The organism is Gymnodinialimonas sp. 57CJ19, from assembly GCF_038396845.1.
In the GTDB taxonomy this organism is placed as follows: Bacteria; Pseudomonadota; Alphaproteobacteria; order Rhodobacterales; family Rhodobacteraceae; genus Gymnodinialimonas.
Window position 1 is genome coordinate 2,421,450 of record NZ_CP151587.1, and the last position, 21,633, is coordinate 2,443,082.

19 protein-coding genes, 1 tRNA gene and 1 riboswitch are annotated in these 21,633 nt (G+C 62.2%); of the genes, 10 read left to right on the forward strand and 10 right to left on the reverse strand.

Annotation, left to right across the window (positions count from 1 at the left end; genetic code table 11):
* Nucleotides 1-17 precede the first annotated feature (17 nt).
* Both AADW23_RS11860 and AADW23_RS11865 read right to left on the reverse strand, forming a co-directional pair.
* Nucleotides 18-94, reverse strand: a tRNA-Ile gene (locus tag AADW23_RS11860).
* Between the two features lie 118 nt (nt 95-212).
* A complete protein-coding gene (locus tag AADW23_RS11865; protein WP_341861150.1) occupies nt 213-1,163 on the reverse strand; it encodes a hypothetical protein in 951 nt (316 codons plus the stop codon).
* Nucleotides 1,164-1,359: 196 nt separating this feature from the next.
* Between AADW23_RS11865 and purM the strand changes: the two genes are divergently transcribed.
* The 3 genes from purM to rnd all read left to right on the forward strand — a co-directional run bounded on the left by purM (nt 1,360) and on the right by rnd (nt 4,271).
* Nucleotides 1,360-2,409 carry a phosphoribosylformylglycinamidine cyclo-ligase gene (purM, locus tag AADW23_RS11870; protein WP_341861151.1) on the forward strand — a complete coding sequence of 350 codons (1,050 nt, stop codon included), beginning with the start codon at nt 1,360-1,362 and terminating at the stop codon, nt 2,407-2,409.
* Nucleotides 2,406-2,999, forward strand: a complete 594-nt coding sequence (gene purN / locus AADW23_RS11875) for a phosphoribosylglycinamide formyltransferase (RefSeq protein WP_341861152.1) — start codon at nt 2,406-2,408, stop codon at nt 2,997-2,999. The genes purM and purN overlap by 4 nt, the downstream gene beginning before the upstream one ends.
* Nucleotides 3,000-3,110: 111 nt before the next feature.
* Nucleotides 3,111-4,271, forward strand: a complete 1,161-nt coding sequence (gene rnd, locus AADW23_RS11880) for a ribonuclease D (RefSeq protein WP_341861153.1) — start codon at nt 3,111-3,113, stop codon at nt 4,269-4,271.
* Between the two features lie 23 nt (nt 4,272-4,294).
* Here the strand turns inward: rnd and AADW23_RS11885 are convergent, their stop codons facing one another.
* Entirely contained in the window at nt 4,295-4,741 is a 447-nt protein-coding gene (locus AADW23_RS11885) for a hypothetical protein (RefSeq protein ID WP_341861154.1), read from the reverse strand.
* Nucleotides 4,742-4,886: 145 nt separating this feature from the next.
* Here AADW23_RS11885 and AADW23_RS11890 point away from each other — a divergent pair, with 145 nt between their 5' ends.
* Nucleotides 4,887-5,303, forward strand: coding sequence for a SufE family protein (locus AADW23_RS11890; RefSeq protein ID WP_341861155.1), 417 nt, complete (start codon nt 4,887-4,889; stop codon nt 5,301-5,303).
* Nucleotides 5,304-5,450: 147 nt separating this feature from the next.
* Here AADW23_RS11890 and gltA read toward each other — a convergent pair whose 3' ends face one another.
* Together gltA and gltX are read right to left on the reverse strand one after the other, a co-directional pair.
* A complete protein-coding gene (gltA, locus tag AADW23_RS11895) occupies nt 5,451-6,743 on the reverse strand; it encodes a citrate synthase (protein ID WP_341861156.1) in 1,293 nt (430 codons plus the stop codon).
* 130 nt (nt 6,744-6,873) lie between these two features.
* Nucleotides 6,874-8,280 carry a glutamate--tRNA ligase gene (gltX, locus tag AADW23_RS11900; RefSeq protein ID WP_341861157.1) on the reverse strand — a complete coding sequence of 469 codons (1,407 nt, stop codon included), beginning with the start codon at nt 8,278-8,280 and terminating at the stop codon, nt 6,874-6,876.
* 183 nt (nt 8,281-8,463) lie between these two features.
* On the opposite strand from gltX, the gene AADW23_RS11905 reads away from it, so the two are divergent.
* Both AADW23_RS11905 and AADW23_RS11910 read left to right on the forward strand, forming a co-directional pair.
* A complete protein-coding gene (locus AADW23_RS11905) occupies nt 8,464-10,509 on the forward strand; it encodes a ComEC/Rec2 family competence protein (RefSeq protein WP_341861158.1) in 2,046 nt (681 codons plus the stop codon).
* A 62-nt stretch (nt 10,510-10,571) separates the two neighbouring features.
* On the forward strand, nt 10,572-12,710 hold the full coding sequence (locus AADW23_RS11910; protein ID WP_341861159.1) for a malate synthase G: 2,139 nt from the start codon (nt 10,572-10,574) through the stop codon (nt 12,708-12,710).
* Here AADW23_RS11910 and AADW23_RS11915 read toward each other — a convergent pair.
* Complete coding sequence (locus AADW23_RS11915; protein ID WP_341861160.1) at nt 12,707-13,606, reverse strand: DUF1206 domain-containing protein; 900 nt, start codon at nt 13,604-13,606, stop codon at nt 12,707-12,709. The two genes, AADW23_RS11910 and AADW23_RS11915, sit on opposite strands and share 4 nt — an antisense overlap.
* Nucleotides 13,607-13,714: 108 nt before the next feature.
* Between AADW23_RS11915 and AADW23_RS11920 the strand changes: the two genes are divergently transcribed.
* Nucleotides 13,715-14,137, forward strand: a complete 423-nt coding sequence (locus tag AADW23_RS11920; protein WP_341861161.1) for a cytochrome b/b6 domain-containing protein — start codon at nt 13,715-13,717, stop codon at nt 14,135-14,137.
* A gap of 163 nt (nt 14,138-14,300) precedes the next feature.
* Nucleotides 14,301-14,828 (forward strand): hypothetical protein, encoded by a 528-nt coding sequence (locus AADW23_RS11925; RefSeq protein WP_341861162.1) that lies wholly within the window; start codon nt 14,301-14,303, stop codon nt 14,826-14,828.
* Between the two features lie 104 nt (nt 14,829-14,932).
* Here AADW23_RS11925 and AADW23_RS11930 read toward each other — a convergent pair whose 3' ends face one another.
* From AADW23_RS11930 to AADW23_RS11945, 4 genes are all read right to left on the reverse strand, one after another.
* Nucleotides 14,933-16,051 carry an SPFH domain-containing protein gene (locus AADW23_RS11930; RefSeq protein ID WP_341861163.1) on the reverse strand — a complete coding sequence of 373 codons (1,119 nt, stop codon included), beginning with the start codon at nt 16,049-16,051 and terminating at the stop codon, nt 14,933-14,935.
* 263 nt (nt 16,052-16,314) lie between these two features.
* On the reverse strand, nt 16,315-17,256 hold the full coding sequence (locus AADW23_RS11935) for a DUF2927 domain-containing protein (RefSeq protein ID WP_341861164.1): 942 nt from the start codon (nt 17,254-17,256) through the stop codon (nt 16,315-16,317).
* Nucleotides 17,257-17,264: 8 nt separating this feature from the next.
* Entirely contained in the window at nt 17,265-18,467 is a 1,203-nt protein-coding gene (locus AADW23_RS11940; RefSeq protein WP_341861165.1) for a toxic anion resistance protein, read from the reverse strand.
* Nucleotides 18,468-18,471: 4 nt separating this feature from the next.
* Nucleotides 18,472-19,407, reverse strand: a complete 936-nt coding sequence (locus tag AADW23_RS11945) for a 5-bromo-4-chloroindolyl phosphate hydrolysis family protein (protein ID WP_341861166.1) — start codon at nt 19,405-19,407, stop codon at nt 18,472-18,474.
* Between the two features lie 334 nt (nt 19,408-19,741).
* Nucleotides 19,742-19,820, forward strand: a riboswitch (SAM riboswitch).
* Between the two features lie 78 nt (nt 19,821-19,898).
* On the opposite strand from AADW23_RS11945, the gene metZ reads away from it, so the two are divergent.
* Together metZ and AADW23_RS11955 are read left to right on the forward strand one after the other, a co-directional pair.
* Nucleotides 19,899-21,092 (forward strand): O-succinylhomoserine sulfhydrylase, encoded by a 1,194-nt coding sequence (gene metZ / locus AADW23_RS11950; RefSeq protein WP_341861167.1) that lies wholly within the window; start codon nt 19,899-19,901, stop codon nt 21,090-21,092.
* The gene (locus tag AADW23_RS11955; RefSeq protein WP_341861168.1) at nt 21,089-21,583 is read left to right on the forward strand and encodes a GNAT family N-acetyltransferase; all 495 of its coding nucleotides are present in this window, start codon (nt 21,089-21,091) and stop codon (nt 21,581-21,583) included. The genes metZ and AADW23_RS11955 overlap by 4 nt, the downstream gene beginning before the upstream one ends.
* Nucleotides 21,584-21,633: the final 50 nt, after the last annotated feature.

Below are 21,633 nucleotides of genomic sequence, written 5' to 3' on the forward strand. Positions count from 1 at the left end.
GATACTTAAGGGGGTTTTGGTAGGCCCGGCAGGACTTGAACCCGCAACCAAAGCGTTATGAGCGCTCTGCTCTAACCAATTGAGCTACAGGCCCCCGATGGCCGCAGGACTAGCAGAGGCTTTCGCCACTTTGAAGGGCCAATGGCATCGCCATGGGTCGGGAAGAGAATCTTGCGCGACAACCGCTGTGCAACACCGTCCCAAACGGGGGATTAGGCCGCTCGATCGGCGGCCATCGCCCGCAGATGGTGTTTCATATTCTTGCGACGGGCGTGGATGCCATAGACCTCTAGAAACTGCTCTGGGGCGGCTTGGCCTTTGACTTCGGCAATCGCTTCCAGGGCGCTGCGACCGTGGGTCTTGTGTTTCCACAGGGCACCGATGGCGTGATAATGGGCCACTTTCTGGGCTTGGCCCTCACCATCGCCGTGGCCTTGGATGTTGAAATTCATGTGCTGGCCCATGATCTGGACGGGCTGGCCGCGCAAGTAGCCCAAGATCGGCAAGGTGAACTGGTCGATGTTGGAGCGGGCATAGTCGCGCTTCACGTCACGCTCGAAATGCATCGCAGCGCCAAGCCAATCACGGCCGAACTCCAGCGACACGCCATCATCGGTACGCTCGCGGAACACCAGAACGCCCGCATTGAAATAGGGTACCGACATCAACTTGCGCCCGCCGCTCAACTGTACCCTTTCCTCGGGGAAGGGCAGCTTGAACGCGGCGTAATAGTCTTCCCAATCTTCCTGCGTTCCCGTGGAGGACGCGTAATCCGACACACAAGCCGCCACCAGCCCGTCGCCCAATTCATCGGCAAATTCCACAGGCTCGGTCAGCACGGTATCGGTATCGAGGAATACCGACACGTCGCAATCGCGTGGGGTCGCTGCGGCAAGGATCTTGTTGCCTTGGGGGTAGGGGGCCAGCCAAGGGGCGTGGCCGCCGTTGGTATTGGGGATCAGGCGGATTTCGACATCGCTGGCGTCCAACACGCTGACGGTGAAGTCTTGCATCTTGTCCCGGTAATCTTCGCGTACATAGGCCACGGCGCGTTGATGCGGCATCAGATGGCGCTTCAGGGTTGCGGCCAGCAACGTGGCCTGCGCCTCCAGACGTTCACCATCGACAATGAAAAATACTTCGGTGGAGGGATTACGTTTCATGCCGGTTGCCTCGTCTCTTATGGTCTTTTTCAACCGATATGAGGCTATTTTGTCTAAAATTGGGCAGATGCAGGGACAATCCACCGAGAACAGTGGGATTGTTGCGCCCTTGCAAGGGTTCCCAAGGTGCGGATGTCCATAGACGGGGCGGTGACAGGCTGATAACTGAGCGGCGTCTGCGAGAAGGGGCCATCACATGAGCGACAAGAAAACGGACGCGCTGACCTATGCGGCAGCAGGCGTTGATATCGACGCCGGGAATGCGCTGGTTGACCGGATCAAACCCGCTGCCGCCGCAACGTCGCGGTCGGGGGTTATGGCTGGCTTGGGCGGCTTTGGCGCTCTGTTTGACTTGAAGGCTGCGGGCTATTCGGACCCGGTTCTGGTCGCGGCCACTGACGGTGTCGGCACCAAGCTGAAGATTGCCATTGATACCGGGAACTTCGACACAATCGGTGTCGATCTGGTGGCGATGTGCGTGAACGATTTGGTCTGCCAAGGGGCGGAGCCGCTGTTTTTCCTGGATTATTTCGCGACGGGCAAACTGGATGTCGATGACGCCGCGCGTATTGTGGAAGGCATCGCGGCGGGCTGCTCGGCCTCGGGTTGCGCGTTGATTGGCGGTGAGACCGCTGAGATGCCCGGCATGTATGCGCCCGGCGACTTTGACCTTGCGGGCTTCTCCGTGGGCGCGATGGAGCGGGGGCAAACCCTGCCTGCGCGCGTGGAAGAAGGCGATGTTCTGCTTGGCCTCAGCTCGGATGGGGTGCATTCCAACGGCTATTCGCTGGTGCGCCGCATTGTGGAACGCTCGGGCCTGGCATGGGACGCGCCTGCGCCCTTCGCAGATGCCCCCTTGGGCGAGGCGCTTCTGGCCCCTACACGCCTTTACGTGAAACCCGCGCTTGCCGCGATCCGCGCGGGCGGGGTGCATGCCTTGGCCCATATCACCGGCGGAGGCCTGACCGAGAACATTCCCCGCGTCCTTCCCGACGGCCTCGGCGTCGATATCGACTTGGGCGCTTGGCCCTTGCCGCCGGTGTTCGGCTGGTTGGCGCAAGAGGGGGGGATGGAAGAAGCAGAGCTTCTGAAGACCTTCAACGCGGGCCTCGGCATGGTCTTGGCCGTTTCCGCCGAGGCGGTGGATGGGCTGACGTGGACCTTGCAAGAGGCCGGCGAAAGCGTGCACCGCATCGGCACCGTCACGGCCGGTGAGGGCGTGCGCTATTCGGGCTCGCTTCTTTGAACAAACGGGTCGCAATCCTGATCTCGGGCGGCGGCTCCAACATGGTGTCTCTGGTCCAGTCCATGACCGGGGACCACCCCGCGCGGCCCTGTGTCGTGGTGTCCAACGTGCCCGGTGCGGGGGGCTTGGCGAAAGCGGAAGGGCTAGGGGTTCCAACGGCTTGCGTGGACCACAAACCTTTCGGCAAGGATCGCGAACGCTTCGAGAAGGCTTTGAATGACGTGCTTCATGCCCACGCGCCCGATATCATCTGCCTGGCTGGTTTCATGCGCATTCTGACTCCGGACTTTGTGGCGGGGTGGGAAGGGCAGATGCTGAACATCCACCCGTCTTTACTGCCGCTCTATAAGGGGCTCAACACCCATGCCCGCGCGATTGAGGCCGGCGATGCGCAGGCCGGATGCACGGTTCACGAGGTCACCGCCGCCCTTGATGACGGCCCCATTCTAGGCCAAGCGCGTGTGGATATCGCGCCGGGTGACACGCCCGATACCTTGGCCGCGCGTATTCTGCCCTTCGAGCATCAGCTCTATCCCGCCGCGCTGCGTCGGTTTGCAAACGGCGAGCGCACGCCCATTTATCTGGGCTAACTCACCGGGGTCCCCCGCGTTGCCATGGGAATTTGGCGCACCGCCTTTTCATCCGAGCGCCACTCCTCTACACAAACAAGACCCTTTTTTCTGGATGAAGAACGCTCACACGTGCCGCATACAATCACGACGACCCAAGCGCTGGCCGACTATTGTGCCCGTGCCGCAACACAGCCCTATGTCACTGTAGACACTGAATTTTTGCGAGAGCGCACCTATTTCGCGCAGCTTTGCTTGGTGCAGGTGGCCCTTCCGGGGACCGACGATAGCGACGCGGTGTTGATTGATCCCTTGGCCGACGGGATCTCGCTTGAGCCGCTTTATGATTTGTTTCGCAACCCCGATGTGGTGAAGGTTTTCCACGCAGCACGGCAAGATCTCGAGATCTTTTTCGTCGAAGGCGGCATTGTGCCCGCCCCCTTGTTTGACACCCAGGTCGCGGCGATGGTCTGCGGCTTCGGCGACCAAGTGGGATACGAGACGCTGGTGAGACGGATTGCGAAGTCCGATCTCGATAAATCCTCTCGCTTCACCGATTGGTCCCGACGGCCCTTGTCTGACGCGCAAAAGATCTATGCGTTGCGCGATGTGACCTACCTGCGCCAAATCTACGAGCATCTGTCGGCGGAATTGGCCAGGACAGGGCGCACCCATTGGCTGGAAGAGGAACTGGCGCAGCTGACCAATGCGGACAACTACGTGGTTGATCCTGAAAATGCATGGAAGCGTTTGAAACTACGCACAAATTCCGGCCGCACCGTGGCAATCGCCCGAGAGCTTGCCGCCTTCCGAGAGACCTATGCGCAGGAAAAGAACGTGCCGCGCAACCGGGTGCTGAAGGACGACGCCCTGCTGGAATTGGCAGGCACCAAGCCCAAGACGGTGGCCGACCTGAGCAAGTCGCGGCTTCTGCTGCGCGATGCCCGCAAGGGCGCGATTGCCGAAGGATTGGTGGCAGCTGTGGCCCGCGGCATGGCGGTGGCCAACAGCGATATGCCCAAGGTCGCGGCGGGGCGCGATCGGTCCAGCCTCAACCCCGCACTGGCGGATCTGTTACGGGTCTTGTTGAAGGCCAAGGCGGAAGAGGCCGGCGTGGCGACAAAGTTGATCGCCTCGTCCAGCGATCTGGACGACATCGCCTCGGGCTATACCGATGGGGTGTGGTCGTCGGGGTGGCGCCAGGAGGTCTTCGGCGCCGATGCGCAGCGGCTTCTGAATGGAGAGATCGCGCTGTCGGCTAAGGGCCAGAAGGTCAAGATCGTCGCGGCCTGACGGGCCGCGACGCAACGCAGGGCTTAGCGACGCCCGACCGAGCGGCGGTTGTTTTGCGAGATGACCGTGATCGTGCGGATGCCCGCCAGTTCGCCAACGGTAAGTTCTGCCGCAACATCAATCTGTTGCAGGCCCGCTGTGGACTGACCCAAAGGCGGCGCGGTGCGGAATTCATAAGCGATAACCGTGTCCGTCACCTCAACCAGTACCAATTCCGCATCGTAGTGTCCTTGCGAAGGCATGATGCCTTGGGCGCGCACAATGGCGCCAGAGGTGGTTTGCTCGACGGAGAGCTGCGTGACCTCGGCCACAAGGCTGCGCCCGTCGATGATCGCATTTGCGCCCACGGCATCGGGGTTCAGGGTGATCCGTTCTTCGCGATCGCCGCCAAACCAATTAAGCGGGTTTATGCGGCTATCACAGGCCGTAAGGGACAAGATGGCAGAGACAACAACGATGGCGCGCAACATGGCAAGGACCCTCACAGATTAGCTTGTGCTCGTGCGTAAACGATCGCGGGCGGGTTGGAAACCCGGGCGATGAAGGCAGCCCTTTACGGCGTGGCCGGAACGCCCTACCTCAGAGCGGTGGATAATAGTCTATCGGAGCCGCGACATGGCCAGCGAAGCCTTTGAAGAAATCGCCGAAACCTTTGAATTCCTTGACGATTGGGAAGAACGCTATCGCCATGTGATCGAACTTGGCAAAGCAATGCCCGCCATGGATGACGCGGTCAAAGTACCGGCGACCAAGGTGGATGGCTGTGCGTCGCAGGTGTGGATCTTGCCCCGGATCGACGGGGAGAGGTTCGATTTTCAGGGCGACAGCGACGCGATCATCGTGCGCGGGCTGATTGCGGTGCTCCATGCGCTGTATAGCGGGATTTCGGTGCGGGAGGTTTTGGAGGTGGATGCGCCTGCGGAACTGGCGCGGCTGGGGTTGGACGAGCACCTGTCATCGCAGAGGTCCAACGGGGTGCGGGCGATGGTAGAGCGTATTGGGCTGCTGGCAGCGGAAAAAGCGGGCGGCTGAGCGGGCTGAAAGGCCGGGATTGAGTTGTATTTGCCAAGATGAAGGGGAGGCCGCGCGACCGGAGTAGCGGAGGTCATTCCTGGAGAGATGTAGCAACGGAAAAGGCCGCCCCAGTTGGGAGCGGCCTTTGTTTTGTCTGGGATGTGATTAGCGGTCTTTGATATCGACGTAATCGCGGGCCGTTTCACCGGTGTAGAGTTGGCGAGGGCGGCCGATTTTCAAAGCGGGATCGTCCAGTTGTTCTTTCCACTGGGAAATCCAGCCCACGGTCCGCGACAGCGCGAAGATCGGGGTGAACATCGAGGTGGGGAAGCCCATCGCCTCGAGGATGATGCCGGAGTAGAAATCCACGTTGGGGAAGAGCTTTTTCTCGGAGAAGTAGGGATCTGCGAGGGCTTGTTTTTCCAGTTCCATGGCGACTTGCAGGAGGGGGTTATCCTCCACGCCGAGCAGTTCCAGTACCTCATCCGCGGATTGCTTCATCACCGTGGCACGGGGATCGAAGTTCTTGTAGACGCGGTGGCCGAAGCCCATCAGGCGGTAGCTGTCGTTCTTGTCTTTGGCACGGGCAATGAATTCGGGAATGCGGTCAACGGTGCCGATTTCCTTGAGCATTTCCAGGCAGGCTTGGTTGGCGCCCCCGTGAGCCGGGCCCCAGAGGCAGGCAATGCCAGCCGCGATGCAGGCGAAGGGGTTTGCCCCGGAGGACGACGCCAAGCGCACCGTGGAGGTGGAGGCGTTCTGCTCATGGTCGGCGTGGAGCGTGAAGATACGGTCCATGGCGCGTTCGAGGATCGGGTCGACGATATATTCTTCGGCCGGAACCGCAAAGCACATGCGCAGGAAGTTCGCCGCATAGCTGAGGTCGTTGCGGGGATACACGAAGGGTTGGCCGATCGTGTATTTGTGAGCCCATGCCGCGATCGTGGGCATTTTGGCGATCAAGCGATGGGAGGCGATTTCACGCTGGCGCTCGTCGTTGATGTCGGTGCTGTCGTGGTAGAACGCGGACATGGCGCCGACGACGCCAACCATGACGGCCATGGGGTGCGCATCGCGGCGGAAGCCCCGGAAGAAGTTGGCCATCTGCTCGTGCAGCATCGTGTGGTGGGTGATGGTCGTCTCGAACTTTTCCAGCTCGGCCTCGGAGGGCAGGTAGCCGTAGAGCAGCAGGTAGCAGACTTCGAGGTAGTGGGACTGAGCCGCCAGTTGGTCGATCGGGTAGCCGCGGTGCAGCAGTTCACCCTTGTCGCCGTCAATGAACGTGATCGACGATTCGCAAGCCGAGGTGGAGGTGAAGCCGGGATCGTGGGTGAACACGCTCGCCTTGCCATAGAGCTTGCCGATGTCGACGACATCGGGGCCCGCGGTTGGCGTGTGGATTGGCAGATCGACGGTCTGTCCATCAATGGTCAAAGTGGCGGTTCTGGTGTCGGCCATGGTCGTCCCTTCGTAAGGCGCGCGGCGGGATGCCGGCGGGAAGTTGGGGGCTTAGGAGAGAGTCCTCCTAAACGGCGGTTGGGACGACCGGAACAAGTCCGGCATCCCCAAAAGAGGCAGCCCCCCGCGATCAGGAGAGGGAGGCGGCTTCGTCAAGGCGGGCGATTGTTTCGTCCCGGCCGATGACAAGCATCATATCAAACACACTGGGCGATACTGTGCGCCCGGAAAGCGCCGCGCGGAGCGGGCCTGCCAGTTTGCCGAATTTCAATCCGTGGGATTGCGCGGCGGCGTTCAGGACGCCTTCTAGCGTGTCTCGTGTCCAGCTATCATTCTGCAACTGCGCAGTCAATTCCCGCAGTATACCACGGGATACCGGATCGAGGGCGTTCACGGCCTTTTCATCATACTCAAATGGGCGTTTCTCCAATACAAACCGCCCCTTATCGAGAAGATCCGGCAGAGATTTCGCCCGATCCTTGAGGCAATACATCGCACGGATCAGCCCATCATGCTGCGCCTGCGAAAGCTCAGCTTGGCCCGTGAGTTTTAAGAAATCGTTGATCTGGGCCACCAAATCCGCGTCATCGGCCCGCGCGATGTGCCATCCCGTGACGTTGGCCAGCTTTTTCATATCCAGACGCGACGGCGATTTGCCGATGCCGTCCAGATCAAACCATTCCAGCGCCTGTTCGTCGGTGAACAACTCATCATCGCCATGGGACCAGCCAAGGCGCGCAAGGTAATTGCGCATCGCGGCGGCGGGGATACCCATTTCGGCGTATTCCATCACGCCCGTGGCGCCATGGCGCTTGGACAGTTTCTTGCCGTCATCGCCATGGATCAGGGGAATATGGGCCCAAACCGGCTCGGGCCAATCCATCGCCTTGAAGATCTGGACCTGACGCGCGGCGTTGTTAAGGTGGTCATCGCCCCGGATCACATGGGTGATGCCCATATCATGATCGTCCACCACGACCGCATGCATGTAGGTGGGCGTCCCGTCCGAGCGCAGCAGGATCATATCATCGAGCGTCGCGTTCTGGATTGTCACGTCGCCTTGGACCTGGTCGCGGATTACGGTGGTGCCTTCGCGCGGCGCTTTCAGGCGGATCACATAAGGGGCATCGGGGTGGTCTGTCGCGTCGCGCCAAGGGGAAAGGAACAGGGTCGATCGACCCTCGGCCTTGGCGGCGTCCCGGAAGGCCGCGATTTCCTCTTGGGTGGAGAAACACTTGTAGGCATGGCCCGCGGCCAGCATTTGCTCGGCCACCTCTCGGTGCCGGTCGGCACGTTCAAACTGGCTGACGGCCTCGCCGTCATAGTCGAGGCCAAGCCACGCCAGCCCGTCAAGGATCGCTTGGGTCGCCTCGGGGGTGGAGCGGGCGCGGTCGGTGTCTTCGACACGCAGCACGAACTTGCCGCCCCGCGCACGGGCATAGAGCCAGTTAAACAGTGCCGTGCGGGCGGTGCCGATATGCATGTAGCCGGTGGGCGAGGGGGCGATACGGGTGACGACTTGCTGAACGTCTGACATGAAGAGAACCTTTCCGGCCCCTCGGGCGGGCCGCGCGCGTTAACCTTTTGGCAACCATGTTCTGGCACCGTTGAGGCTAGGTATCTTGGGCGGTTGATCCCGGCAAGGGCCGGGCAAGAGAAGGCGGATGATTTGATCTTAGGCGCGGTGAACGCGGTCCAGCAGGGCCAGAGGGGTTCGTTGATGCCTTGGTCCGCTGTCGCCTTGGGCCTTGGCGTGGCGCTTTATTTCTCGTTGGGGGTGGAGCCGGGGCCTTTGACCTATGGGCTTGTGGTTTGCGGTGGTGTGCTTTGCGGCATTGTGGGCCTGCGTCGCCGAGAGGTTTGGGGGCCCTTAGCCACGGCCGCCGTTCTGGTGGCTTTGGGTTTTTGCGTTGCGGGGGCGCGGGCTCATTGGGTTGCGGGGCCGGTGATAGATTTTCGCTACTACGGCGCGATTGAGGGGCGGATTGTAAGGATTGACCGATCCTCCAGCGATGCGGTGCGGCTGACCTTGGATCAAGTGCGGCTGGACGATGTGCGCAATACGCCCCGGCGGGTGCGCATCGCGTTGCACGGCGATCAAGGGTTCATGGAGCCGCTACCGGGTGCGATCATCTTCACCACGGGCCACCTGTCCGGCCCCAATGGCGCGGCAGAGCCCGGCGGGTTTGATTTCCAGCGGCACGCCTGGTTCCAATCCATCGGCGGGGTTGGCTACACCCGGTCTCCGGTGTTGTTATTGTCACCGCCGGCCGAGGGGGTGGCGCCGCTTTTCAGTCTGCGAATGCGCATGTCGGCCACGATCCAGGCGCAGATACCGGGGCAGGCGGGGGCCTTTGCCGCAGCGGTGCTGACCGGGGATCGCTCGGGCCTGTCACTGACCTCCATCCAGGATATGCGCGACAGTAATATCGCGCATTTGTTGGCGATATCGGGCCTGCACATGGGGTTGCTGTCGGGCTTTGTCTATGCCGCCCTGCGCGTACTTCTGGCGCTGACCCCTCCGGTGGCCCTGCGCTACCCGATCCGCAAATGGGCGGCGGTGGCGGCACTGGCCTCGGGCGCGTTCTATCTTGCCCTGTCCGGCGGCAATGTCGCGACGGAGCGGGCCTTTATCCAGATCGCCGTGATGTTCACCGCTGTGCTTCTGGACCGCCGCGCCATCACCCTGCGGTCCGTGGCCATCGCGGCGATAATCGTATTGCTGCACCGGCCTGAAACCCTGATGTCGCCGGGCTTCCAGATGTCTTTCGCGGCCACCACGGCCCTTGTGGCCGCCTTCACGGGACTGCAAGGCGCGGTCTGGATGCGCAATTGGCCGGGCTGGGTGAAGGGCGCTTGGGGGTTGCTGACGTCTTCGATCATCGCGGGCGGGGCGACGGCCCCCTTTGCAGCGGCTCATTTCAACCGCTTGGCGGTCTACGGGTTGGGGGCGAACCTGCTGACGGTGCCGGTGATGGGCTCGGTCGTTATCCCGGTCGCGGTGCTGGCGCTGATCCTTGCACCTTTCGGGGCGGCGGGGTTTGCCTTCTGGATTATGGAGTACGCGTTGGACTGGATCTTGGGCGTGGCAGATTACGTCGCCCGCTTGCCGGGGGCCGTGCGTATGGTCGCCAATCCGCCCGCCGCCGTGCTGTCGCTGATCGCCGTGGGCGGGATCGCCCTGTGCTTATGGAACGGCAGGGGGCGGTGGCTGGCGCTGGCCCCCATCGCGCTGGGGCTGGTGCTGTGGCAAGGCAGCACGCGGCCGCTTGTGCTGATCTCCGAGCCGGGGGGCATTGTGGGCGTCCTCTCCCCACAGGGCCGCGCTTTGAGCCGCCCGCGAGGCGACGGTTTCGTGGCCGGTATCTGGTTGGAGAATGATGGCGACCGGGCCAATCAAGCGGATGCTGCAAGCCGCCCGACCTGGGCCGATGCGGACCCCGGCGCTTTGGCGCTGATTGGCGACTTCAGCCTTTGGCATGGGACCGGGCGCGCCGCCTCTCGGCTGGTGGATCAAGCCTGTGCCGCCCATGATCTGCTTGTGGTGAATGTGCCGCCCGAAGACCCCGGCGCGGCGGTGCAACGGGCCGAAAGGGAAACGCGGCGATACCTGACAACCCCCAACGCCCCCGTGCCGGAAGGCTGCTTGTTTCTGACGCCCCGAACGCTTCGCGACACCGGGGCGATTGCCGTGTCCTTGGTGGATGGCACGCTCCAATTCGATACCGCACGCCGTCATCAGGGACGACGTCTCTGGTCGCGCTGATCTATTGCTGCAACCTCCCCTTTGGCATAGACCCATTTGGAAACTTTGCGGAGGACATTCCAGTGACACAACGGATCGAGAAACATGGCCTGCAGGTGGCCCCGGAACTGGCAAATTTTATCGAGGAACAGGCGCTTCCCGGCAGTGGTGTGACCTCCGATGATTTCTGGAAAGGTTTCTCGGACCTCGCCCATGACCTTGCCCCGAAGAACACGGCTCTTTTGGCGCGGCGTGAAGAACTGCAAAACAAGATCGACCAATGGCACATCGCCCGGCGCGATCAGGCCCATGACCCCGATGCGTATCACGAATTCCTCAGGGATATCGGCTATCTGGTCCCCGAGGGGGACGCGTTTGAGATTGAGACCACCAAGATCGACCCGGAGATTGCGACCGTTGCGGGCCCGCAATTGGTGGTGCCCATTACCAACGCGCGTTTTGCCCTGAACGCGGCCAATGCGCGGTGGGGTAGCCTTTATGATGCGTTTTACGGCACCGACGCGATGGGATCGCGGCCTGCCCCGGGCGGCTATGACCGCGGCCGCGGTGCCCGTGTAGTGGCGCGCGCTCGGGTGTTTCTGGATGATACCTTCCCGATTGAAGGCGCGTCCCACGCCGATGCCCGCCGCTACCATGTGGAAAAGGGTGCGCTGTTGGTGGACGACAAGCCGCTTGCCGATCCAGCCCAGTTCGCGGGCTACGTCGGCCGCGCCAAGGCGCCCGATGCGGTGCTTTTGGTCAACAACGGCCTGCATGTGGAACTGGTCTTTGACCGCGCCCATAACATCGGCGCTCGCGATCAGGCGGGGCTGGCGGATGTGCGGATTGAAAGCGCCGTTTCCGCGATCATGGATTGCGAAGACAGTGTCGCCTGTGTCGACGCCGAGGACAAGGTTTTAGCCTACGGCAATTGGCTTGGCCTGATGAAGGGCGATCTGGCTGAGACCTTCGAGAAGGGCGGCAAAAGTGTCACGCGGGCGCTGGCCGAGGACCGGGTTTTCACCGGGCCGGACGGGGCGGAGAAAGTGCTGAAGGGGCGCGCGCTGATGCTGGTGCGCAACGTGGGCCATCTGATGACCAACCCCGCGGTTTTGCTCCGCGATGGGGCAGAGGTCTATGAGGGGCTGATGGATGCGATGGTGACGATGCTGATCGCCAAGCATGATCTGGCCCGCGAGGGCGGAAACTCGGTCGCGGGAAGCGTCTATGTGGTGAAGCCCAAGATGCACGGGCCGGAAGAAGTCGCCTTTGCGGACGAGATTTTCACCCGCGTAGAGGCCGCGCTGGGGATGGAGCGCTATACCGTCAAGCTTGGCATCATGGATGAAGAGCGCCGAACCTCGGTGAATCTGAAGGAATGCATCCGCGCCGCCAAGCACCGGGTCGCGTTCATCAACACCGGCTTTCTGGATCGCACGGGGGATGAGATCCATACCTCCATGGAGGCGGGGCCGTTCTCACGCAAGGATTTCATCAAGCGCAAGGGCTGGATCACGGCCTATGAAAACCAGAACGTGGATATCGGTCTGGAATGCGGTCTGCGTGGGCGGGCCCAGATCGGCAAAGGCATGTGGGCCAAGCCCGATGATATGGCGGACCTGCTGGAGCAAAAGATCGAGCATCCCCGCGCGGGCGCGAATTGCGCTTGGGTACCTTCGCCGACCGCTGCAACCTTGCACGCGTTGCATTACCACAAGGTAAATGTGGCGGCGGTGCAGGAGAAGCTGCAAGCGGGCGGAAAGCGGGCCTATGTGACGGCGCTTCTGGATATTCCGCTGGCGGCCTATCGGCGTTGGGACCGGGATCAGATCATCAGAGAGGTCGAGAACAACGCCCAAGGGATTTTGGGCTATGTGGTGCGCTGGGTCGATCAGGGGGTTGGATGCTCGAAGGTGCCGGATTTGAACGGCGTGGGCTTGATGGAAGACCGGGCAACGTGCCGGATTTCAGCACAGCACATCGCCAACTGGCTCCATCACGGCGTGGTGTCCGAGGCCGACGTGGTGGAGGTGTTCCGCCGCATGGCTGAGGTCGTCGACGAGCAAAACGCGGGCGATCCGCTCTATCAACCGATGGCGCCGGGGTTCAACGGGATCGCCTACGGGGCGGCTTTGGACCTGGTGTTGAAAGGGCGCGACCAGCCCAGTGGTTATACCGAGCCGGTGCTTCACCGCAGCCGTTTGGAATGGAAGGCGGCCTAGTCTTGGAGGGCGGCGCGCATGCTGCGCGTGCCGTCGCCCGCCGCTTTTGGCACAATCCGGTAGGCTGCGTTGACGGCGCAGAAGATCGCAAAGGCGATCAAGCCCGCACAAAGAGCGCCGACAAGCGCGCGGCCATATGGTTGCGCGTGCAGCCACTCAAACGCCGAGCCGATGCCACCAGCCTGTGACGCGTCACTCTGGAATGCGGCGTAGAAGATCAGGCCACCGACGATGGCCACGACGATGCCCTGGGCCGCGACGCCAGCTCGTAGAACCGGGTCGGCGCGGCGCGTGAAGGCGTTGGCCTCCAGAACCTCAAGGTAGTCTTGCCGCGCGGCGTTGCGCAGGTAATAGCCCCCCACAAGGATCGTGACCACGCCGACGATGCCGATGATCCAGGGCCCGCCCGGCGTCTGCATCAGGCGCGATACAGGGCCGTTGCCGCCGCCGCCAGCGCCACCACCGCCCGAGGCGTTGGCCCAACCCAGGGCCGAGAGGGCCAGAACACCGATTCCACCATGGATCGCGCCCGTGACAACCATGCCGGCCCGTGCAATCAGCCCCTTGGCGTCGGTTCCATGAGCCTCCAGATCCCAGATGCTGTCCACCAGCCGCCAGATCGCATAGGCAAACATGCCAAGCGCAATCGGCCACAGGATGGCAGTGTCCCATGTGCCGCCGAGCCATGTCATGACGTCCTGCGTCCCCTGCGCCTGCCCGCCACGGATCAGCGACCAGATCGACGCCCCGCCCACCAAAGCGTAGACAAGCGCGCGCCCGGCGTATCCGGCTCGCATGATCGGCACGGCCCATCGAAACTGGTCTGGGTCAATCTGGTCGAGGATCTTCGAGCGGGTGGAATTTGCCGGAAGGCCGAGGGATTCGCTGATGGACAATGGGTGGCCCTCCTTTGAGGTTGCGGCTGTGGGGACCTTTCCTAAACCCACCTTGCGGCGGTTTGGTTCCGTATTTCGTGCCCGCGCGGTGATGCAGGTACGAGGGACGTGCGAGGTGGGGGCGGCACCCACGCGGAATTGTTTGGCGCAACCGGGCGCTATGTTTCCAAGGTGGTCGCGGTGGTGTGGATCATCAATCGGCTGATGGAGCGACTGCCGCCCTGGGCCCCGACCCTGACGACGTTTGAGCAGAAGTTCATCCACCGGGTGGAGCAGGTGTTCTATACCGCCATGCTGGTGATGCCGATCAGCGGCTGGCTCTACGTGATGTACGGCCACTACGGGGTGAACCTGTTCGGGGTCTGGGAGATGCCCCGGCCATTGCCGCGCGATGATACCCTGCGAGACGTCTTCAAATGGGTGCATATCGTGGCGGGCTGGGTGCTGCTGGCCGCGATGGTGGGCCATATCGGACTGGTCCTGCGGCATCAGCTGTTCAAGAAGGACGGGTTGCTGAAGCGGATGCTGTGAGGCGGCGGGGGGACAGGCTTGGCCCGTGAAGGGGCTTCGGCTGGTGTCAAGTCCGCTTACCATGAGGTCGGCGAGACGCAGAGAGCCTTGATCGGCCCGATCGAAATCCCCTACGGTCCTTCAGGGAGTTCTTCCCGATTTTTTTGTTTATGGAGTTACCTTTATGCATCGCAGAACCCTTCTTTCCGCATTCGCTTCCCTGCCTCTCTTGAGCGTTCCGATGATTGCCGGTGCCCAAGAGGGCAGATTGGTCCAAGTCACCGCATCCCAGGAAGGGGCGCGGGCCACGATTACCCAACAAGGTGAAAACCGCTTCTTGTTGGAGGTGACGCGCCTGGGCTTCAATATTGGAATGCCGCCCTCGTCGAGGTTCAACATTGGCATGCCCCCCGCTGAGCGGCTGCAAGGTTTTGATGGCAGAAGCGTCATGGGACAGGAGGTCACGGTCAGTGTCGGGTCCAACACGGCATGGATCATCATCGAGAGCATGACGTTTGGTGACTTCGGAAGTGGCGGCGCGCGGGGTCGTCTGGAGATCGAAGTCAATGGCCGCACCGCCGGTCTGGGCTTCCTGCTGCCGGTCGCCAGCGCGGCTGCAGCCCTGGGCGCTGACGCGATGGGCCGGGGCGGCGAGGGCCGGCTGAGCATGGGCGGGACGCAATTGGGCTTCCTGCTGGAAAATGTCGGCTAAAAGCGGGGCTGTTTGGACCGGCACGTCGGTGCCTGTCCCGGCAGTGACGCTTTCCAAGAAAAAGCCCCGGCGCTGTGAGCGTCGGGGCTTTTTTTCTTGGCCGCTTACATCGGCGGTGGAGGCGGCGGTGGCATTACCGTGAACAGCTGCGCCAGCTCGGGCACCTCTCCGGCCTTCTTCCAGCCGTCCTGACCTGCCGTCCAGACCATCGTGTCGCGGGTGAGCGAGCCGTCGCCGGCCATTTGACCCAAGGTCGCTTTGGAGAACGGGCCTTTTGTGGCGCCGTTTTCCGCCGTGTGCCAGACGTGTTCCACCGGCGGCGGCGGGGGCGCGGCGTGGGCGGCCTGATGGGGCTGCTGTTGTTGCGGCTGGTGCATGTTGGACGCCATCTGGTTGGCCATCGCCATGCCCAAGCCCATGCCGAGCCCTTCGCCCATGCCGGAGCCGGGGGTGGAGGCGGCGGCGGCCATGGCCTCTGCCGTCTGGAACTGGGTGTACTTGTTGAGGTCGCCGACCACGCCCATGGAGGTCCGCTTGTCGAGCGCTTCCTCTACCGCAGGCGGCAGGGAGATGTTCTCGATATACAATTCCGGCAGGGTGAGGCCGTAGCTGGAGATCGTCTGAGAGATCTTCTCGGCCACAACCTCGCCCATCTGGCCCGTGTTCGCGGCCATGTCGAGCACCGGAATGCCCGAGCCTGCAACGGCCTGGGAAAACTGCTGCACGATGATGTTGCGGATCTGGTGGGTGACTTCATCGGTGGTGAATTCACCATCGGTGCCGACGATCTCGGTCATGAACAGGCCCGCGTCCTGCACCTTCACGGTGTAGGTGCCGAAGGCGCGGATGCGCGTGGGGCCGAAATCGCTGTCGCGGATCATGATGGGATTCTTGGTGCCCCACTTGAGATCGGTGAACCGGGAGGTGTTCACGAAGTAGATCTCGGACTTGAAGGGGCTGGAGAAGCCGTGGTCCCAATGCTGGAGCGAGGTCATGATCGGCATGTTGTTCGTTTCAAGCATATACATGCCCGGGGTGAACACATCGGCCAGCTGACCTTCGTGGATGAAGACCGCAACCTGGCCTTCGCGCACCGTCAGCTTGGCGCCGTACTTGATCTCGTGACCATAGCGTTCAAACCGGTAGACCATCGTGTCACGGCTGTCGTCCGTCCATTCGATGACGTCAATAAATTGACCTTTGAGAAAATCCATAATGGCCATGCGCTAGCAACTCCCACTGAAATATTGTGCGTTTTCCCGAATGATATAGGTATGACCGCCGCCAATCTACAGAGAAGTGGGGGAGGGAAACCTTACCGTTTTTTCACCTTATCGTACGGCGGTGGGGCGGAGAGGGCGGGATTGAGTTGTATTTGCCAAGATGAAGGGGAGGGGGCGCGCTTGCGCGGGGCGCGCGGTCGTGTGGGGTGCGGTCGTGTGGGGGCGCGGCGTGCTTGTGGGGGCAAGGCGGGGACGGGGGCGACCTAGGAGGGGCCGCCGACCAGTTCACGGGCGATTTGGCGCACGATGGGACGCGCTTGGTCTGGGGTCATGCCGATGGAGAGGCGGTCATCGTAGAGGATGCGCAGGAGCAGTTCGTCGTGGCGGGTGAGCAGGGCGAATTCCTCGTCATCGTTGAAGATGGTGGGACGCGCGGTGCGGCTGTCGTTGGGAAGGCCCATGCCCTGGGCGATTTCTTCGTGCACACAGGAGCGGCGCAGGAGGTCGGGGTGTTCGTCACGGATCACCGCGATCGCGGCGATATATTCCGAGGTGCCGGTAAGCGAGAAGGCGAAGATCGAGCAATAGGTGAGGCGGCCCATGTCCTGGATTTCACGGATCGTGGCGTCGTTGATGCTTGGCACCAGTTGCCGCAGAAGCGGTGCGGAATCTGACAAGGCGTCGGCGTTCATGAACAGGACGTGGTAGTTTCCGCCACTGTTCACGGCCCGCACGGAATGGCCGGTGAGGCGGGTCAACCGCGCGGCGTAGGTGCCCAGGATGGCGCGGTCTTCGGCCTGCCGTCCGGCCTCGACCGAGGCGCCGAAATGGGGTTGCAGGCGCACCGGCGCGGTCCAGCGGCGCAGGGTGGAGGGGGACTGACGGGCGACAAAGCGTCCATTTACCAGTTCATATTCATCGTAGAGCGCGATGCGTTCGAAATTGGCGGCAAGCTCATCGGCGGTGAAGGGCGTATCGGGGCCGCCGCCATCGGTCCGCAGCATGCCGCGGCCCACCAGCCGGGCCTCGGAACTGCGATAGTAGCGGGCGAGGGCCTGGCTTAGCTCAGACGGGGGGGATGCGGTTGTATTGGGGGCGGCTTCGGACCGAGGCTCTGGTATGGGCGAGACTTCGGGCGCAGTGACGGTGACGCAGGCCGCGAGGGCGAGCGTCACCGCGATGGGCAGATAGCGGCAAAGAACCACGGTGCGGCTCAGGACTGAACCGGCGTGGCGTCGCCGTCGATCACATCGGCATCGGCCGCCGGGCGGCGGGCAGAGGCCGAGGACAGCGTGTCGCGCAATTCGCGCTCCATCTTCTCCATCTCGACTTCGGCTTCGCGGCGCTTGCGCTTGCCTTCGTCGGCGATCTGGAGGCTTTCCTCGATCGTGGCCACCAGTTCGGCGTTGGCGTGCTTGACGGCTTCGATGTCGAAGACGCCGCGCTCCATCTCCTGGCGGACCATGCGGTTGCTTTCACGCAGGTTTTCGGCGTTGCGGGTCAGCAGCTCATTGGTGAGGTCGGTGGCTTCCTTCACCGCCTTGGCGGCCTCGGTGGAGCGTTGGATCGTCACGGCCTGGGCCAGTTGCGTTTCCCACAGCGGCACGGTGTTGACGAGGGTGGAGTTGATCTTGGTGACCAGCGACTTGTCGTTTTCCTGCACAAGGCGGATCGAGGGCAGGGACTGCATCGTTACCTGGCGGGTCAGTTTCAGGTCGTGGACGCGGCGTTCCAGATCGTCCCGGGCGGCGCGCAGGTCGCGCAGTTCCTGGGCCTTGATGACCTGGTCATCCTCGGGCGCTGCGGCGACTTCGGCTTCCTTGGCGGGGATGGTCTGCTCGTCCAGTTCCTTCAGCTTCTCTTCGCCGGCGGCGATGTAGAGCGCCAGTTCGTCGTAGAAATCGAGGGTCTTCTCGTAGAGTTTGTCGAGCGACTTGATGTCCTTCATCAGGACATGCTCGTGTTGCAGCAGGTTGTCGGTGATCTTGTCGATCTGTTCCTGCACGTCCTCGTATTTCGCCATGAAATCGTGGATCGGCTTGGCCTTGCCGAAGAGACGCTCCCACCAGGATTGTTTGCGGTTTGGGTCCAGTTCATCAACCGAGAAGCCGCGGATGGTGCCGACGATCTCGCGCAGGCTGTCGCCGGCGGGGCCTGCGTCCTTGTTCTTCACGCCGGCCAGCATGGCTTGGGAAATCTGCTGCAACTCGGCCTGGGCGGAGGAGCCGAAGGACACGATGGAATTCGTGTCGTTCATGTTGATCTCGGCCATACGCGAGCGGATTTGCTCGGACGTCGGCGCGTCTGCTTCGGGCAGGGGAACCAGATCGGCAGAGGGTTCGGGCAGCACAACTGCGTTCAGCTCATTAACCATCGTTTCGACCTCTTGGGCCTTTTGGTGGGTTTCGGTTTCCATAATCTTATCCCTGTCGTTCCAAGTATTGTGTTTCGCGGTTCAGGCGGTCTTGCAGGACCTCAATCTCCACGTCGAAATTCGTGCGATCGTCGATCAGAAGCGTTTCCTTGCGGGCGGCGAAGTTCTGTTCCAGATCGTCGAGGAAGGCGATGTAGTCGCTGCGGATCGCGTAATCGGTCTTGCGTGAATAGAGGTTGGCGAACTGCACCGTCGCGTCCAGCGCGCCTTGCAGGTAGACGCCCAGATAGCGCCGTGCGGCGTTCAGGTCGCGGGGGTCTTCTTCGACCTGGCGGAACAGGCCACGGGCCACATCTTGGAAGCGATCCACGCGGGCTTCAAGCTGTGCGTCGCGGACGCGGGCAATCGCCTCTTTCTGGCGGGCCAAGATGGCCTCGGCCTCATCAATCTTGCGCGCGACGCGGTCAGAGGTGAAGGTGTCCATCCCCTCCATCCCCTTGTTTTTCAACGGATCCAACCCGAACGAAAACAGGTGCAGGCCCGCGGCCAGGAAGCCCACCACATTGGCGGCAACGATGGACCCGGCGCTGAAATCCGATCCGCCAAGGATCAGGAAGGCCACGCCCATGCCGGTGCCCACGGCACCAAAGATCTTGCGCGGGATCGCGGGTTTGCGGGCCACTTTGCGTTCGTTGAACGCATCTTCGGCACGCACACCATCGCGGGTCAGCCAAGCGGCCAGCAGCAGCAAGGCACCGCCTGCCAGATCCGTCGCCATTTCGGTCACGCCCGAGTTGAACAGGACCGAGAATATCGTCAGCAAAGGCAGAATGAACAGAATGTTCAGCTTGGCCCCGTGGCGCATGGGCTTGCGTCCCTTGAAGGGGGCAACTTCCATCTTCTGATGAGACACCATTTCGCGCGGCGTCTCACCGTCGCGTTGCCCGGTGGGGCTATGTTCGCCACCATATCTTTTTGCCATGCTTAAAGCGCTCCGAATCCGCCGAAAATCGCGCCGAGGATCACAAGGATCAGCACGAAGAAAGACACGCCTTGAAGAAAGCTGGATGACATATGGACCCCATTCTTGCCGTTTAGTTGTGCCTTTCACGAATGATAGGCTCTGTCACCTGCAACGTTATGCAGTTTTTGCGTCGAAAACCAGAGAGGCAGGCGGTTTGCTGCCGTGCAGCGCTGGTGTGGGAAACAGATCGGGTCACGGGGGCGTGATCGCAAGGGGGGATTGGGGGGAAAGCGTATTGCACGCTCCCCCATGGCACGCGCTTGCATCTTGACGCGAAAAGCCCGTGGGCGTAGGCCAACCCCGTGGTGATTTGTGAACCGGATTGCGGGCCACGTTAAACATTCCGCTAAAGAGGTCGAGGCCGCTGCAATGCAGCGCCGTCCCCGACCATAACTATGGGATATCGGAGCCTGAGGCAGGCCCCCGCCCGCTGAAATGGAGAATGGGGTATGACAGATACCACCAAGAAAAACTGGTCCAAACGCACACGTGCGGTCCACGCCGGCAGCCGCCGCTCGCAATATGGTGAACTTTCCGAGGCGATGTTCCTGACCCAGGGCTTCGTCTACGACACCGCTGAGGATGCCGAGGCGCGGTTCATCAAATCGGGCGAGGATGAATATATCTACGCCCGTTACGGCAACCCGACGGTCGCCATGTTTGAGGACCGCATCGCCGCGCTGGAAGGGGCGGAGGCGGCCTTTGCCACTGCATCGGGCATGGCGGCTGTGTCAGGCGCGCTGACGTCGATGTTACGGGCCGGGGATCATGTGGTGTCGTCGCGGGCGCTGTTTGGATCATGCCACTACATTCTTGACGAAATCTTAGCGCGATTCGGCGTAGAGGTGACGTTCGTGGACGGCACCGATCTGGACGCTTGGCGCGCAGCGGTGCGCGAAGACACCAAGGCGGTGTTCTTCGAGTCGCTTTCGAACCCGACGCTTGAAATCATTGATATCCGGGCCGTGGCCGAGATCGCCCACACCGTCGGCGCGACGGTGATTTGTGACAACGTCTTTGCCACGCCCACGTTCAGCGACGCCATCGCCCAAGGGGTTGATGTGGTTGTTTATTCTGCCACCAAACATATCGACGGGCAGGGCCGGTGCCTTGGCGGCGTGATCTTGGGCACCGAAGAGTTCATCCGCAAAACCGTGGAGCCTTACCTTAAGCATACCGGCGGCGCGATGAGCCCGTTCAACGCTTGGGTCATGCTCAAGGGGTTGGAAACGCTGGACCTGCGGGTCCGTGCCCAAGCCGCCAGCGCACAGGCGATTGCCGAGGCGCTGGAAGGTGCCAAAGGCGTGGCGCGGGTGTTGTATCCGGGGCTGAAGTCCCATCCGCAGCACGCCCTTTGCGCGGCGCAGATGGGGGCGGGCGGCACCGTGATCTCGGTCGAGGTTGAAGGCGGCCAAGACGGCGCGTTCCGTGCCCTTAACGCCTTGGATATATTCACGATTTCCAACAATCTGGGCGATGCAAAATCCATCGCGACCCACCCCGGCACCACGACCCACCAGCGCCTGACCGACGCGCAACGTGCCGAGGTCGGCGTCACGCCGGGCCTGTTGCGCCTGTCCGTGGGCCTGGAGGATACCGACGATCTGATGGCCGACCTTTTGGGCGCATTGGGGGCGGCATGAACGGGCTTATCATTCGGCCCTATCGCCCGGCCGACGCGATCCCCTTGGCGACATTGTTCCACCGCGCGGTGCGTGAGGGGGCGGCGCAGAAGTACGACCCCGAGCAGCGTGAAGCCTGGTCCCCCGCGCCCCCCACGGGCGAGGGCTGGCGCGCGCGGGTTGAGGAGGCCGAAACCATCGTGGCTGAGCGCGATGGGACGCTTCTGGGCTTCATGACCTTGGATATCGAGACGGGATTCCTCGATTTCGCTTATGTTTCTCCGGAGTTCATGGGCAAGGGCGTGGCCTCGGCCCTTTATGCCGTCATCGAGGGGAGGGCCCGTGTGAAGGGGCATTTGACCTTGGAGACAGAGGCCAGCCTTCTGGCAGAACCCTTCTTCCTGCGCCACGGCTGGCGTCTGGTGCAGCGCCAGGAGGTGGAGCGTTCGGGGGTGAAAATCCCTAACGCCCGCATGGAAAAGCGCCTCGTGCGGCGGTTCGCGGCGGCCTGAGGCGGCGGCTTCGCGCCAACCCGGCAGGAAAACGGCTCGCACACTATTGT

Excerpts from the sequence above, each read along its gene's own strand:
- purM (WP_341861151.1), top strand. The coding sequence starts at position 1,360 with ATGAGCGACAAGAAAACGGACGCGCTGACCTATGCGGCAGCAGGCGTT.
- AADW23_RS11955 (WP_341861168.1), top strand. The coding sequence starts at position 21,089 with ATGAACGGGCTTATCATTCGGCCCTATCGCCCGGCCGACGCGATCCCC.
- AADW23_RS11930 (WP_341861163.1), bottom strand. The coding sequence starts at position 16,051 with ATGGCCATTATGGATTTTCTCAAAGGTCAATTTATTGACGTCATCGAA.
- metZ (WP_341861167.1), top strand. The coding sequence starts at position 19,899 with ATGACAGATACCACCAAGAAAAACTGGTCCAAACGCACACGTGCGGTC.
- gltA (WP_341861156.1), bottom strand. The coding sequence starts at position 6,743 with ATGGCCGACACCAGAACCGCCACTTTGACCATTGATGGACAGACCGTC.
- AADW23_RS11905 (WP_341861158.1), top strand. The coding sequence starts at position 8,464 with ATGCCTTGGTCCGCTGTCGCCTTGGGCCTTGGCGTGGCGCTTTATTTC.
- AADW23_RS11885 (WP_341861154.1), bottom strand. The coding sequence starts at position 4,741 with ATGTTGCGCGCCATCGTTGTTGTCTCTGCCATCTTGTCCCTTACGGCC.
- gltX (WP_341861157.1), bottom strand. The coding sequence starts at position 8,280 with ATGTCAGACGTTCAGCAAGTCGTCACCCGTATCGCCCCCTCGCCCACC.
- AADW23_RS11865 (WP_341861150.1), bottom strand. The coding sequence starts at position 1,163 with ATGAAACGTAATCCCTCCACCGAAGTATTTTTCATTGTCGATGGTGAA.
- AADW23_RS11925 (WP_341861162.1), top strand. The coding sequence starts at position 14,301 with ATGCATCGCAGAACCCTTCTTTCCGCATTCGCTTCCCTGCCTCTCTTG.
- AADW23_RS11945 (WP_341861166.1), bottom strand. The coding sequence starts at position 19,407 with ATGGCAAAAAGATATGGTGGCGAACATAGCCCCACCGGGCAACGCGAC.
- AADW23_RS11940 (WP_341861165.1), bottom strand. The coding sequence starts at position 18,467 with ATGGAAACCGAAACCCACCAAAAGGCCCAAGAGGTCGAAACGATGGTT.
- AADW23_RS11890 (WP_341861155.1), top strand. The coding sequence starts at position 4,887 with ATGGCCAGCGAAGCCTTTGAAGAAATCGCCGAAACCTTTGAATTCCTT.